The organism is Actinomadura sp. 3N407 (assembly GCF_052245875.1).
In the GTDB taxonomy this organism is placed as follows: Bacteria; Actinomycetota; Actinomycetes; order Streptosporangiales; family Streptosporangiaceae; genus Spirillospora.
This window is the reverse complement of sequence record NZ_JBQQBP010000001.1, coordinates 234046-247673: the sequence shown is the minus strand read 5'-3', so window position 1 is coordinate 247673 and position 13628 is coordinate 234046. Positions and strand designations below refer to the sequence as shown.

The 13628-nt window shown below is 67.9% G+C and carries 15 protein-coding genes and 1 tRNA gene; 5 read left to right on the top strand and 11 right to left on the bottom strand.

What is annotated here, in order from left to right:
* Window positions 1-876 precede the first annotated feature (876 nt).
* The gene (locus ACTWPP_RS01075) at window positions 877-1245 is read left to right on the top strand and encodes a hypothetical protein (protein ID WP_443102108.1); all 369 of its coding nucleotides are present in this window, start codon (window positions 877-879) and stop codon (window positions 1243-1245) included.
* A 183-nt stretch (window positions 1246-1428) separates the two neighbouring features.
* Here the strand turns inward: ACTWPP_RS01075 and ACTWPP_RS01070 are convergent, their stop codons facing one another.
* The 10 genes from ACTWPP_RS01070 to galU form a co-directional block, all read right to left on the bottom strand.
* The gene (locus ACTWPP_RS01070) at window positions 1429-1983 is read right to left on the bottom strand and encodes a hypothetical protein (RefSeq protein WP_443102107.1); all 555 of its coding nucleotides are present in this window, start codon (window positions 1981-1983) and stop codon (window positions 1429-1431) included.
* On the bottom strand, window positions 1980-3122 hold the full coding sequence (locus ACTWPP_RS01065) for a helix-turn-helix domain-containing protein (RefSeq protein WP_443102106.1): 1143 nt from the start codon (window positions 3120-3122) through the stop codon (window positions 1980-1982). Before ACTWPP_RS01065 ends, ACTWPP_RS01070 begins: the two co-directional genes overlap by 4 nt.
* A gap of 695 nt (window positions 3123-3817) precedes the next feature.
* The gene (locus ACTWPP_RS01060; RefSeq protein WP_443102105.1) at window positions 3818-3991 is read right to left on the bottom strand and encodes a transposase; all 174 of its coding nucleotides are present in this window, start codon (window positions 3989-3991) and stop codon (window positions 3818-3820) included.
* 450 nt (window positions 3992-4441) lie between these two features.
* A tRNA-Ala gene (locus ACTWPP_RS01055) sits at window positions 4442-4515 on the bottom strand.
* A gap of 47 nt (window positions 4516-4562) precedes the next feature.
* The gene (gene sepX, locus ACTWPP_RS01050) at window positions 4563-5093 is read right to left on the bottom strand and encodes a divisome protein SepX/GlpR (RefSeq protein WP_443102104.1); all 531 of its coding nucleotides are present in this window, start codon (window positions 5091-5093) and stop codon (window positions 4563-4565) included.
* Between the two features lie 215 nt (window positions 5094-5308).
* Window positions 5309-5929 carry a GNAT family N-acetyltransferase gene (locus ACTWPP_RS01045; protein WP_358451837.1) on the bottom strand — a complete coding sequence of 207 codons (621 nt, stop codon included), beginning with the start codon at window positions 5927-5929 and terminating at the stop codon, window positions 5309-5311.
* Between the two features lie 150 nt (window positions 5930-6079).
* Window positions 6080-6556 carry a MogA/MoaB family molybdenum cofactor biosynthesis protein gene (locus ACTWPP_RS01040; protein ID WP_443102103.1) on the bottom strand — a complete coding sequence of 159 codons (477 nt, stop codon included), beginning with the start codon at window positions 6554-6556 and terminating at the stop codon, window positions 6080-6082.
* An 8-nt stretch (window positions 6557-6564) separates the two neighbouring features.
* Window positions 6565-7044 (bottom strand): cyclic pyranopterin monophosphate synthase MoaC, encoded by a 480-nt coding sequence (gene moaC, locus ACTWPP_RS01035; protein WP_443102102.1) that lies wholly within the window; start codon window positions 7042-7044, stop codon window positions 6565-6567.
* Window positions 7041-8249 (bottom strand): molybdotransferase-like divisome protein Glp, encoded by a 1209-nt coding sequence (gene glp, locus ACTWPP_RS01030; protein WP_443102101.1) that lies wholly within the window; start codon window positions 8247-8249, stop codon window positions 7041-7043. Before glp ends, moaC begins: the two co-directional genes overlap by 4 nt.
* A 26-nt stretch (window positions 8250-8275) precedes the next feature.
* Window positions 8276-9211 carry a UTP--glucose-1-phosphate uridylyltransferase GalU gene (gene galU, locus ACTWPP_RS01025; protein ID WP_443102100.1) on the bottom strand — a complete coding sequence of 312 codons (936 nt, stop codon included), beginning with the start codon at window positions 9209-9211 and terminating at the stop codon, window positions 8276-8278.
* Between the two features lie 3 nt (window positions 9212-9214).
* Here galU and ACTWPP_RS01020 point away from each other — a divergent pair, with 3 nt between their 5' ends.
* The 4 genes from ACTWPP_RS01020 (at window position 9215) to ACTWPP_RS01005 (ending at window position 13136) form a co-directional block, all read left to right on the top strand.
* Window positions 9215-9826: a 5-formyltetrahydrofolate cyclo-ligase gene (locus ACTWPP_RS01020; protein ID WP_443102099.1), complete on the top strand. Its 612-nt coding sequence runs from the start codon at window positions 9215-9217 to the stop codon at window positions 9824-9826.
* 182 nt (window positions 9827-10008) lie between these two features.
* Complete coding sequence (locus ACTWPP_RS01015) at window positions 10009-10998, top strand: NAD(P)-dependent oxidoreductase (RefSeq protein WP_443102098.1); 990 nt, start codon at window positions 10009-10011, stop codon at window positions 10996-10998.
* A gap of 103 nt (window positions 10999-11101) precedes the next feature.
* Window positions 11102-12586: a potassium/proton antiporter gene (locus tag ACTWPP_RS01010; protein WP_443102097.1), complete on the top strand. Its 1485-nt coding sequence runs from the start codon at window positions 11102-11104 to the stop codon at window positions 12584-12586.
* Window positions 12587-12755: 169 nt separating this feature from the next.
* Window positions 12756-13136, top strand: a complete 381-nt coding sequence (locus ACTWPP_RS01005; RefSeq protein WP_443102096.1) for an FmdB family zinc ribbon protein — start codon at window positions 12756-12758, stop codon at window positions 13134-13136.
* 155 nt (window positions 13137-13291) lie between these two features.
* Here ACTWPP_RS01005 and ACTWPP_RS01000 read toward each other — a convergent pair whose 3' ends face one another.
* Window positions 13292-13420: a hypothetical protein gene (locus ACTWPP_RS01000; RefSeq protein ID WP_443102095.1), complete on the bottom strand. Its 129-nt coding sequence runs from the start codon at window positions 13418-13420 to the stop codon at window positions 13292-13294.
* Between the last annotated feature and the right edge of the window lie 208 nt (window positions 13421-13628).

Sequence of the window (13628 nt, the reverse complement as noted above, 5' to 3'; positions counted from 1 at the left end):
CGCGGTCAAGCTGGAAAATGGTGCAGTTCCAAAGGGCGGTCCGAAGCGATCAACGTGATACCTCCCGCAACGGGAGGGTACTTACCCGCGGCCAGGGCACCGGCCTGCTGGCCATGTGCCAGTACGTGGACGGGCAGCGCCGCCTCCGAGTCGGTGCTCGGGACGCCAGCGGCCGGATTAAGATGGGCTGACCTGGCCGACTGCCGGATCTCCGAAACTGGCATCGTCCACCCCGACGCGGCCCCGGCGAAGCCGGAACCCCGGCCCTCCTGGCCCGCTGCACATTCTCAAGACAAGAGACCGCCCGGCGCTTCTCCGACCAGGGAGGAAGTCGCCGATTACCGGCGGGCGGCGAATGGGCTGCTGATGGATGCGAATGCGGCGTTGTCCAGAGGAGATCGGGATGCGGCGAGGATGGCCGTAGCGCGCCTGAGACAAGTTCTCGACACCCTGGGCGATGGTTATATGGAGCGCAAGTACAGAATCCTTGCGCAACGGGTTGGTGGCGACATCAACACTGTCGAGACCGGTTCAGTCGTTGTCCCTACACTGGGGCGAACTTTGCTGATAGAGGCCGAAGTATCAAAATCTCTCGATGCGGCGTTCGATGCTCTCCGGAAAGGCGACATAGAGTCAGCGAAAAGGCTCCATGGATGGGTTGCCGAGACCCTTACAGGGATGCGAAGTCTGAACGGCGACCTGCAGCGGCGGTCGAGATCATGTGCCGCCCAGATCAGGGACAGAGAGCAGCGCCGACGAGAAGCCACGCGCGTACGTCCTCCGGCTCCGAGTGCCACGCGGAACCTTCGTGGTTCCGGTGTTCCGAAGCAGGCCTCCGCCTCCGAGAGGCCGGATGAGAACAGGCCGGAAAGGCCGATGGTGCAGCAGGTGGCGGCTATGAAGCGCCGGTTGCGCATGGTCAGTCCGAGTGGCCGTTTGCGGCGCGACCTGCATGAGCTGCTCATCAAGCTCCCTCGACACGAGTTCCCGGCCGACCGTCGCCCGTTTGAGACTTACCTGCTCCAGCACTGGCCGGTGTTCTACGCAAGGACCGCGTCCACCGGGGCGGTCAGAGCGATCCCGGAGATCCTCAGTCCGGCCGGTCGCCATAGAGAACAGCAGAGCAAGGCGATGTCCGTTCCACGGGCCCGCTGCTCGTGCGGCTGGGAGGGAAAGCTGGGGCGTTTCACCCGCCACACGACTCTGCCCGCACTCCAGGGGAAGGTTCACAAACAGCTGGCGTAGCGCCGACGGTCGACCGGGATGCCCATGCCCTTGCAAGGGTGGTGGCCAGGGCGATTTCAAAGTCGAAGGGTGACTGCGGGACGTGACGCTATGTGATCAGCGGGATGGCACGTAGGAGGTTGCGACAGATCGCCTGCATGGTCTGCTTGATCTTGGTGATGCCGTGGATGCTGAACCGCAGATTCAAATTACATCATAATCTAGCAACCCATGCTCAATGACGTGGCGACGAAAACCCCCAGGACCGAAAGGTAGGTGATATTCGCTTTCCAGGAGGTGGTCAGCCAGCGCCTCGACCATGGCCATGGTTAGCTTTTTCATGCGAATGGATTGGCAAAGCAAAGGGACGGACGCCGTGACACGAAGTCCCTTCTCCTCGGCGATGCTGTATGCCGTCAAATCATCGATCACTATCTCGCATCCATACAGCTCGCCCATTGTGAGTACACCACATTCACCAGTGTTCTTGCCGTCGGCCACTAGACGATCCGCATAACGAGCAAACGTCGCGGCAAATCTCTGGTCGGTTGAGCGGTAGACGTTTATCCAGTCGGCTTCAAGCACTGCATGCGTGGCCGCCACGTAGTTCGTGGCAGCGTTGATTTCGCGCTCTACGCTATCAGGAATGAAGACAGGACGGCCTTCCGTGAGAAACCGCAGAACCCCCAACCATCCCTGCGCAGCAAAATGTCGCAGCGGACCTGTGTCAAATACCCAGGCATCGTCAGGTACCGTCACGAGATGAACTTCCAGATTTCATCGGGACGCCGTTCACGAACCAGCGGTAGATCCGCCTCATCCAGCGTATTTTGGAGGAGGTCAAGAGCCCGCTCACGGCTTATTCTTTCATCGCGGATGAGACGAAGCACTGCACGCGCAAATGGCCCCGGAATTGTTGTTCCTTGCAACTCTTCGAGTGGGACATGCAGATTCATCTCAATGATGTCGGCTTGGGTGGTTCTGCATTTCCGAATCAAATCGGCGGTGTGGCCGTCAGTCAATCCAAGTTCCTTCAACCGCTTGGCCAGGGTAGCCATGTCGACCCGGAAGTTACTTGCCAGCCGGACTGCCGCACCACGCTCTTCGTATCGTGCAACGAAATCATTCCACTGCCGCATAAGTGCAGCCTCGGGTAGGAGCAGTGCGCGTGCAAAACGATCGAGGCGCGCCTCCATCGGGACGGCATCGTCGGGGCGATTGTCCACCCGCCAGTCGACCGTGTAGTCGTCAGAACATAGGTAGTGGCCGAGTTCATGTGCAAGGGCAAGCCGCCTACGACCGACCTTCATGTGGCTGTTCACTAGACTAACACCGCCACGAGGCAGCAAGATCGTCCCGGCATCGGCGCTGTCCTTGCCGATGTCACGAGAAAACGCCAGGAGCCCGATAGCTGCGACGCTGTCGGAGAGTCGTTGAATCGGAGCCTCTGCCGGCAGGGTCATCAGTTCGCGGGCATTCGCAGCAAGCGCCTCGGCCTCGGCATTCGTTGAAGGCGGCACGATGTTCGCCTGACCGACTATGTCAGCGGCATCGAGGCCAAGCTCAGCGACTCCCAATGAGGCGATGAACTCAACCTCATCGGCGAACTTCGCAAGGAGAGCATCGATGCTCGAGTCCGCGGTGTCCAACCCTTGGCTGGACCGATGCGCGACGAGCGCGGGAACGGGATCTTCAAAGAAGCTGGACATGCGTACACCGAGCACACCAGCGATGTCCGAAAGTTCGAGTGCCGTGACCTTGCGAACGCCGCTCTCGATCTTGTTCACGACCGTACGTTCGAGGCCAACCGCCCTTCCCAGGTCCTCCTGGCTGATGTCAGCACGCTTGCGGGCATCCTGGATGCGTTCACCTAGCGTCTTCGCGTCAATCTCGCCCATGTGTGCGATTCTCGCACACTAGGCCGCGGCCTGCACGCTTTGGTTCCACTACACCATTTATCGATCATGCTCGAGGGTGTCCCCGCATGCCTCACATGCTCTCTGACCAACGTTACCTTCCGTAGCCGTACCCTCCGAGACTGTCCGACCTGGTTGGCCCTGCCCCGTCCCGGAGGGCGCGTCCGCGCGAACGGCGAGGCGGTATGACCGACAGCTTTGCGCGGGCGCGCCTCGGCCTGTGGGGGCTGGGTGCCGCGAGGCCAATGCAGTTGCTTTAGGGAGACGCCTGCGTCTGGGGCGGGGCGTCGGGTGCTGGAAGGTTTGGCCTGCATCGCGGCGGGTTTACCCTCGATGGTCTGGCTGTGGGCCCAGCGGCCTGGGGCGACCTGGTGGCGTCCGGCGCGAGTGCGCAGTACCGGCCATCTGCGAGGTTTCTTGATCGCTCGGTGGTGGTGCCAGCCGGTCCCGGGGAGGCAGGAGCGCCTGCGTACCTCGTGCAGGGCTTCACGGAGAGTGAAGCTGAGTTTGGTGCCGATGGGTCGTGACCTGGGGACTGATGCCTCGGTGAGCGATGCGAATACAGTTCAGGTAGGAGATGCGGTCGGTGCCGACGACCGGCCCGGCGCTGACGGCAGCGTCATTGGCGAGGCGACGGATTGCGTAGTGAACTGCGAGGAAGGCCCATATCTGCTGGCCTACTCCTTCGGGCGTGCGTGAGCGCAGCGGCCCGGATGGTCGAGATGGTTCTTCAACTCGTCGAAGGCCAGCTCGATCTCCCAACGTTGTCGGTAGATCGCCGCAAGCTCCTCGGCCGGAATGCCCGGTGGGCTGTTGGTGGCTAGGTCGAACGCTGGTACCGCACCGTCCACGCCCCGCTCCCCCAGCCTTGATCACGTCCAGCACGCCCTGTTGTCTGGATGACCGACTACAACACCGTCCGCGTTCGACGTCGGTGCGGTGACGGACCAGAGCGTGGCGCCTCAGGTGCGCGGGATGGACTTGTACCAGCCATGACGGGTGCAGGCGGGGCCATGACCCCGCTTCGCGCGTCAAACACACTCAGGAGCCTGCTGATAGCGCCTCAGCCCGCGATCAGGGCTCATCCAGTCATTGACGGGAAGTCTGGACTCCATCGGAGATCTTGATGCAGCACCCAGGACGTTTGAGCGTGCGCGGGTGGCAGGTGGTGTGAGGGTTAGGTCTTGGTTGCCAGGGCGTGTCATCTGGTGCCGGTTGGTCTTGATGACATCTCGATGACAAACGATCAGTGGCCTGATCGGAGTATGCTCCGATCAGGCCACTGACCTGCGGTTCCTGGGTGGAGCTGAGGGGATTTGAACCCCTGACCCCCTCGATGCGAACGAGGTGCGCTACCGGACTGCGCCACAGCCCCGAGGACTCCGTAAGGTTAGCAAACATCAGGGGGTGCTCGCGCGCCGGTTATTCGCCGACGGCGCGGCGGTCGTCGGCGTACTGGTCGAAGACCTCCTCGGGGGTGAGGAGCTCGATGACCTCGGCCTGTTCGGCCGTTTCGGCGGCGCGGCGGGCTTCGCGGGCCTTGGCGCGGGCGACGGCGCGGGCGTGTGCAGCGGCGTGGCGGCGGGCGGTGTCCATGCCGACGGCGACTCGGAGGAGCGCCAGGTGACCGCCCAGGAGGACGGTCGGCGGTGCGGTGATCCACCAGGGCGCGAGGCCGGACGCGACGACGGCCGCGGTGGTGAGGAGCAGGGCGGTGAGGCCCGTGGTGCGGCGGCGGCGCCGGGCGATGACGGCGGCGCGGCTCGTCCGGCGGCGGGGCCGGGGCTCCGGGATCTCCTCGGGTTCCTCGTCGTCTTCGACGAGGGTTTCCTCGGAGCGTTTGTGGAGGAGCCGGGTGATTCCGGTCGTCTCGGTGTCGCGGCGCAGCCACATGGGCACGAGAACGATGGCCCAGACGGCGACGATGGCGAGATAGAGAACGGTGCTGCTCACCGGCCCCACCGTCCCAGGGCACGCTCAACAGGCGGGCCGACTTTCGGCGCGCGAACGTGCATTGGGAGCAGGGTCACGCCCCGCACGGTACGAGGGGGTGTCAGAGGTTGACGAGCATAAGGGACGGTGTGTCGCGAGATCGATCTCGCCGTTACTCTCCGTTTGCCGAGGCTTCTCGATCGCAGGATTCCTACGGCGGGAAAGTCAGGGCGCACTCAAGTGCGCCGGGGAAATGCCTGTTTGCGCTCTGCGAGCCAGCGTGCGCGCAGGCCACCGGGCACGTCTTCGACGGTCAGGGCGTAGCAGATGTGGTCGCGCCAGGCTCCGTCGATGTGCAGATGGCGGCGGCGAATTCCCTCTTCCCGGAATCCGAGCTTTTCGACGACGCGGCGGCTTGCCGTGTTCTCCGGACGGATATTCGCCTCCAGGCGGTGGAGGCCGACGGTGAAGAAACAGTGATCGACGGCGAGGGCGACCGCGGTGGGAATGACGCCGCGGCCGGCGACCTGCTTGTCGACCCAGTAACCGATCTGGGCGGAACGGGCCGAGCCCCAGACGATCGCGCCGATGGTGAGCTGCCCGGCGAATTCTCCCTCGTGGGTGACGACCCAGGGCAGGGCCAGGCCTTGGCGGGCTTCGCGGCGCATGGTGTGGACCATGCTGAGGTACGGGCCGAGGCCGCTGCGGAACAGCGGTGTCTCGGGATTGGTGGGCTCCCAGGGGCGGAGCCAGTCGGCGTTGCGCACCCGCAGTTCACGCCAGACGGCGGCATCGCGGTGCCGGAGCGGGCGCAGCCCGACAGGACCCTCGGTCAGGGTGGCAGGCCATCCCCGCAAACGTTCCACGGTTCCATGATTCCCTGGTCGGACGTCCGAACGCCATCAATTGTCGCCGAGAAAACGGTCACGCGGGCCGTTCCAGGGTCGTTTTCACAGGCGGCGGTGCTTCGTCCCGGCGCGGTCATCAGGCCGCCGAAGCCGCGTCGATCAGGCGGTGGGCGGGCGGGGGTGGTCGCCGCCCTTGATCTGGTCGACGGCGTGGGCGAGGACTCCGCCGAGGACGGTCATGCCGTCGCGGACGCCGCCGGTCGAGCCCGGCAGGTTGACGATGAGGGTGCCGCGCGCGACGCCGGCGAGCCCGCGGGAGAGGATCGCGGCGGGCACCATTTCGCGTCCTTCCAACCGGATGGCCTCCGCGATACCAGGTATCTCCCATTCAATGACCTGCCGGGTCATTTCCGGGGTCTGGTCGGTGGGGGTGAGGCCGGTCCCGCCGGAGGTGACGACGACGTCGTAGCCGGCGGCGACCGCGTCCCGGAGGGTCCCGGCGACCGGCTCCCCGTCGGGGACGACGACCGGGCCGTCCACCTGGCAGCCGAGGTCTTCCAGCATCTCGACGAGGACGGGGCCGGATTTGTCCGGGTAGACGCCCGCCGCGGCCCGGTTCGACACGGTGACCGCCATCGCCCTGATCATCGGCGCCACTCGCCCGTCTTGCCGCCGGTCTTCTCCTCGACCCGCACATCGGTGATCACGGCGGCGGGGTCGACGGCCTTGACCATGTCGACCAGTGCGAGCGCGGCGACGCTGACGGACGTCAGCGCCTCCATCTCCACGCCCGTGCGGTCGGCGGTGCGGGTGACGACGGTGATCGCGACGCCCTCGTCCCGGATCTCCAGGTCGACCGTGACGCCGTGGAGCGCGATCGGATGGCACAGGGGGACGAGGTCGGGGACGCGCTTGGCCCCCATGATCCCGGCGATGCGGGCGACGGACAGCGCGTCGCCCTTGGGGATGTCACCGGCGCGCAGGAGGGCGACGCACTCGGCTGAGAGGCGGACGAAGCCCGTGGCCGTCGCGGTACGGGCCGAGACGTTCTTGGACGACACGTCGACCATGCGGGCCGCGCCCGCGTCGTCCAGGTGGGTGAATTCGGGGCCGGTGGCACTCAAGACGGCAACCTCATGACGTCGACGTGGGAACCGGCGGGGAGCGCTTCGACATCCTCCGGCAGTTCGATGAGCGCGTTCGCGGACGCCAGCGAGCCGAGCTGGTGCGAGCCCTGCACGTCCGCCGCCGTGACGGCGTAGGAGCCGCGGTGGAACGACAGCCTGCCGCGCATGAAGTGGCGGAGCCCGGCGGGTGACTTGACGTCTTCGGCGAGGACGGCGCTCACCGTGGGCAGTGGCTCGGGCGCCAGTCCTTGCATGGCGCGCAGGGCGGGACGTACGAAAACCTGGAACGACACGTACGCGCTTACCGGGTTGCCGGGGAGAGTGAAGACCGGCGTGTCCTCAAGGAGGCCGAACCCTTGGGGCTTACCGGGACGCATGCGCACCTTGTGGAAGCCCACCGTGCCCGTGCCGGTCAGTACTTCCTTGACCACGTCCTTGGTGCCCATGGAGACGCCGCCAGTGGTGACGATGGCGTCGGCACGGACGAGCTGGTCTTCGAACATCTCCAGCACCTTGGCGGGCTCGTCCACGACGGTCGCCTGCCGGTAGCCCACTCCGCCCGCCTCCACGACGGCGGCGGTGAGCATGTAGCCGTTGGACTCCCAGATCTGGCCGTGCGCGAGAGGGGAGCCCGGCTCGCGCAGCTCGTCCCCGGTGGACACCACCACGACGCGGGGCCTCGGCCGCACCGTCACCCGTGACCGTCCCACCGCGGCGATCATGCCGATCTGCGGTGCGCCGAGGCGCGTGCCCGCGTCCACGACGACCTGCCCGGCGACGACGTCCTCGCCCGCGCGTCGGATGTAGTTGCCCGCCGGCGCGGCGCGCGAGACCCGGACGGTGGCGTTGCCGCCGTCCGTCCACTCGACGGGGATGACCGCGTCGGCGCCGGCCGGCAGCGGCGCGCCCGTCATGATCCGCGCGGTCAGGCCCGGCCTGATCGCCGACACGCCGGAATCGCCCGCGACGATGTCCCCGACGACGGGCAGCGTGACCGGGTCGGTCTCGGTGGCGGCCGCGATGTCGGCCGCGACGACGGCGTAGCCGTCCATCGCGGAGTTGTCGAACGGCGGCAGCGGGACGGGCGCGGACACGGGCTCGGCGAGCACCGTCCCCTGCGCCTCCAGCAGCGCCAGGTCGAGCGGCGGCAGCACCGCGACGCTGCCGAGGATGTCCGTCAGATGCTCATCGACCGTTCTCATGCCCACGGTCCTAGTCTGACGTGTCGTCACGAGTCCCCGGAGCCGCCCACGCCGCCGGACGCGTCGTGCTCGCGCACGAACTCGCGCAGCCACGGAACGAACTCCGGCGCCAGGTCGGGACGTTCCGAGGCGAACTGGACGACCGTTCGCAGGTATTCGAGCTTGTTGCCCGTGTCGTAGCGGCGTCCCCGGAACTTGACGCCGTAGACGCCGCCGCCCTGGCCGGCGGGCGTGTCGGCGAGGGTGCGCAGCGCGTCGGTCAGCTGGATCTCGCCGCCGCGTCCCGGCGGGGTCTTCTCCAGGACGTCGAACACCGCGGGGTCGCAGACGTACCGGCCGATGATGATCCAGTTGCTCGGCGCCTCCTCGGCGGAGGGCTTCTCGACGAGGTCGGAGATCCGGACGACGTCGTCCTCGTCCGTCGCCTCGATGGCCGCGCACCCGTACGCCGAGACCTGGTCGGGTTCGACCTCCATCAGCGCGACGACGCTGCCGCCGTACCGCCCCCGCACCTCGATCATGCGCCGCAGCAGGTTGTCGCGCGCGTCGATCATGTCGTCGCCGAGCAGCACCGCGAAGGGCTCGTCGCCGACATGCTGGCGGGCGCAGTGCACCGCGTGCCCGAGCCCGCGCGGCTCGCCCTGCCGCACGTAGTGCATGATGGCCAGGTCGCTGGACGCATGGACGGCGCTGAGGCGCTCGTCGTCGCCCTTGGCGCGCAGCGCCTCCTCCAGTTCGTACGCCCGGTCGAAGTGGTCCTCGATGGACCGCTTGCTGCGGCCGGTGATCATCAGGACGTCGCTGAGGCCCGCGTCCACCGCCTCCTCGACGACGTACTGGATCGCCGGTTTGTCGACGATGGGCAGCATTTCCTTGGGAGTCGCCTTGGTGGCGGGCAAGAATCGGGTACCGAGACCGGCCGCCGGGACGACCGCCTTGAGCACAGGTGCAGTGTCGGCCATGTAATGACCCTAGCCACCCACGAGGACGGCAGCGTGCAGGACATCGTTTCGAAGACCGACCTACGGGCCGAACTGATCGGCAGACGTGCGGCGATGACGCCCGAAGCCCGCGCGGCGGCCGGCAGATCGATCCGGGACGCGCTGCTGCCCGTCCCCGAGGTCGAGATGGCGGGGACCATCGCGGCGTACGTCTCGACCGGCACCGAACCGGACACGCGCGGGCTGCTGTTCGCGCTGTGGAAGCGCGGCACGTACGTGCTGCTCCCCCGCCTGCTCCCGGACGGCGATCTGGACTGGGCGTCCTACGAGGGCCCCGACTCGCTCGTCCCGGGTCCGCGCGGACGCCTTGAGCCGTCGGAGCCGCCCCGCGGGCCGGGCGCGGTGGCCAGCGCGGACGTCGTGATCGCTCCGTCTCTCGCCGCCGACCGCACCGGCATGCGCCTCGGACGCGGCGGCGGCTCCTACGACCGGGCGCTCGCCCGGGTCGGCCCGGCGATCCTGACCGTGGCGCTGCTGTACGACCCGGAGCTCCTCCAGACCGTGCCGGCCGAACCGCACGACCAGCGCGTCCGCGCGGCCGTGACCCCGTCCAGGGGCCTCGTCCGACTCGGCTGACCGGCCAGGACCAGCGAACCGGCGGGGACAGGCGGATGGCCGGGGCTCGGACGGGGGCTCGGACGGGGGCTCGGGGCCCGGGCGGGGCTCGGACGGGCGGGTCGTCCGCGGGGCTCATTAGAGTGAGGGAGACATGATCGCGGGGGCGGTCGGGGCGGACGGCGAAACGGGAGGTCTCGAAAATGACGGCGCCGTGGCGGATCCTGTCCCTTCCCCCGATCGACCAGAACGTCGTCCGGCGGCTGTTCGAGCCGCTCGGGGACGCCGCGGAGGTGACGTTCCCGCAGGCCAGGGAGCGCGCCGCGCTTCTGTCCGCACTCGCGGGCGCCGACATCGTGATCGCCGACTTCAGCGGGCGGCTGGCCATGGACGCCGAGGCCGTACGGGCCGCGCCGCGCCTGGCGTTCGTCCAGATGCCCGCGGTCGGGACGGACAGCATCGACATCGCCGCGCTGGCGGCCGCGGGCGTGCCCGCGGCGAACGCGGCGGGCTTCAACGCGCGCGGGGTCGCCGAGTGGGCGGTGGGCGCGTCGTTCGCGCTGTGCCGCCACCTCGCCTGGGCCGATCGCGGCGTCCGCGCGGGCGGGTGGCCGCAGATGGAGGTGGTCGCCCGGCGGCCGCGGGAGATCCACACCCAGCGCGTCGGCATCGCCGGCTTCGGCGCGATCGGGGCCGAGGCGGCGCGGCTGTTCGCGGCGCTCGGCTGCGCCGTCTCGTACTGGACGAGGCGTCCGCGTCCCGAGGCGGCGGCCAGATACCGGGAACTGGACGACCTGCTCGCCACGTCCGACATCCTCGTCCTCGCTCTGCCTCTGACGGAGGAGACCCGCGGGCTGATCGGTACCGAACGTCTCGCCCTACTGCCGGACAGCGCGCTGCTGGTGAACGTGGCGCGCGGCGGGATCGTGCCGGACGACGCCATCGTCGCCGCTTTGGAATCGGGACGGCTGGCGGGCGCGGCCCTGGACGTGTTCGACGACGAACCCCTGCCGGAGGACCATCCGCTGCGCGGCAACGAGGACGTGCTGCTGTCCCCGCACGCGGCCGGGACGTCCGTCCAGTCACAGTTCAACCTCGTGTCGGTCGTGCGGGACAACGTCACCGCGGCCGTCGAGGGACGCGAGGTGCGGAATGTGGTCAACGGTATGAATCCGCACGTCAGACGGCGATAGCGAGGATCTCCGGCATGCCGTCCCTCAACCGCAAATGTGCGATCGGCCCGTGAATCTGTAGGATTCCTAAACGATCAACTTTGACGACCCCGAAGGGTGGGATGTGCATCTCGACATCTGGCTACTCCTCGGGGCCACGCTCGTACTCAGCGCCATCATCGCGGTCAGGCTGTCGCATCAGGCGGGCCTGCCGACCCTCCTGGCGTACATGGGCCTCGGCCTATTCATCGGCGAGTCCGGCCCCCTCCACATCACCTTCGACGACGTCGAGCTCGCCCACACGCTCGGCTTCGCCGCCCTCGTCCTGATCCTCGCCGAGGGCGGTATCACCACCAGCTGGCGGCATGTGCGGTCCTCGGTGCCCGCCGCGATCAGCCTTTCCACGATCGGCACCCTGATCAGCATCGTCGTGGTGGCGCTGTCCGCCATGTGGCTGATCGACATGCCCTGGCAGCCGGCGTTCCTGCTCGGCGCCGTGCTCGCCCCGACCGACGCCGCCGCCGTGTTCTCGGTGCTGCGGCGGCTGCCGCTGCCGTCCCGGCTGTCCGGCCTGCTGGAGGCCGAATCCGGCTTCAACGACGCGCCCGTCGTGATCATCGTGATCACGCTCAGCACCCACACCGGCGCACCCGACCTCGCCGCCCTGTTCGGCCTGATGGTGTACGAGCTGGTCGCGGGCGGCATCGTAGGCGTCGCCGTCGGCTGGCTCGGCGCGCAGGGCCTGCGCCGCCTCGCGCTGCCCGCCTCCGGCCTGTACCCGATCGCGGTGCTGTCGCTGGCCGTCGCGTCCTACGGCGCCGCGTCGCTGCTTCACGCCAGCGGGTTCCTCGCCGTGTACGTCAGCGCCCTCGTCCTCGGCAACGCCCGGCTTCCGCACCGGCCCGCCACCCGCGGCTTCGCCGAGGGCATCGGCTGGCTGGCGCAGATCGGGGTGTTCGTGATGCTGGGCCTGCTGGCGTCCCCCAGCGAACTGCCCGGCCAGATCGTGCCCGCCCTCCTGATCGGGTTCGTGCTGCTGCTCATCGCGCGCCCCGTGTCGATCGTGCTGTCCATGGTCGGGTTCAAGCTGTCGTGGGGCGAGAAGATGTTCGCGTCCTGGGCCGGGCTGCGCGGCGCCGTGCCGATCATCCTCGCCACCATCCCGATGGCGCAGGGGGTCGAGGGATCCGACCGGATGTTCTCGATCGTCTTCACCGTCGTCGTGATCTTCACGCTGCTCCAGGGCCCCACCCTGCCCCTGGCGGCGCGCTGGTGCCGGCTGGAGGGCGACGAGCAGACCCGGGAACTGGACGTGGAGGCGGCGCCGCTGGAGCAACTGCACGCCGACCTGCTGGAGATCCGGATCCCGGCCGACTCCATGCTGAACGGCGTGGAGATCTTCGAGCTGCGGCTGCCGCCCGGCGCGTCCATCACGCTCATCGTGCGGAACGGGTCCAGCTTCGTCCCGGAACCCACCACGCCTCTGCAGGCGAGTGACACCCTCCTGGTCGTGACCACCGATGCCGTGCGCGAGGCCACGGAACGCCGTCTGCGCGCGGTCAGCCGGAAGGGCAAGCTGGCCGGCTGGTTCGGCGAGAAGGGCGCTTGACCTTCTGTCCCGTTACCAGGCTGTTCCCTGCCTGTCGGACTCTGACCGGTCAGGGAACAGGCCGGGGGCGAATCCCGTTTCAGCCACGGGTACCATTAGCAGTCGTTCAAAGTGAGTGCCAGTCCGGGTTGAGCCGGGCTGAGCCGGGCTGAGTCAGCGAGGAGGAACCGTGCCGACGTATCAGTACGTTTGCACCGAGTGCGGCGAGCCTCTGGAGGTCGTGCAGAAGTTCAGCGACGACGCGCTGACCGACTGCCCGGCATGCGAGGGCAGGCTCCGCAAGGTCTTCTCCGCGGCGGGGATCATCTTCAAGGGGTCGGGCTTCTACCGCACCGACAGCCGCGGCTCCGGCAAGACGTCCACCGCGGGGGCCTCGGCCAACGGCTCCTCATCGAACGGCGACTCGTCGTCCGACTCCTCCGGCTCGTCGAAGTCGGACAAGTCGGATGCGTCTTCGTCCTCGTCCTCCTCTTCCTCGTCGTCTGGCGGCGACTCGTCGTCCTCCAGCTCGTCGTCGTCTTCCTCTTCGTCCTCTGAAAAGGTCGCCTGACCTTCTGCGACCTCCGGCCCGCGCAGGGCGAACCGGGGGATCCGCCGTCCCCTCGCGGGGCAGACGGATCTCCCGGCTTTGTCGTGCCCGAACACCCGCACATGCCGGCCGCAGACCGCTGTCCAGGGCCCCCAGATCGCCAGTAGGGGCCGCCATCAGGCCGCCGGCCGCTGGGGCACATCACCGCCGGAGAACCCGCCGCCTTCGGCGTCCATGCCGCCGTCGCCGACGATCGCCGCGAGGCAGCTGAACGGAGGCCATCTCCGCTTGCCTCCTCCCCTCATGGGCGGCTCCTACATCTCAAGGGGTAGCGGCGGGGGCCGCACCTGCCCCCGATGAAGTAGCCCAAGTCCCATCTCACGCTGGACGCGCCGGCGGTGCCGCCCGGCGACGATTGAGGGGATGAGAGGTGACCGGCAGGCCGGCTCTCCCGTCGCCATAAGGCTCTGCCTCGGGGAAGCTCTGTTCGCGAGAATCTCGGACGTAGAGCTA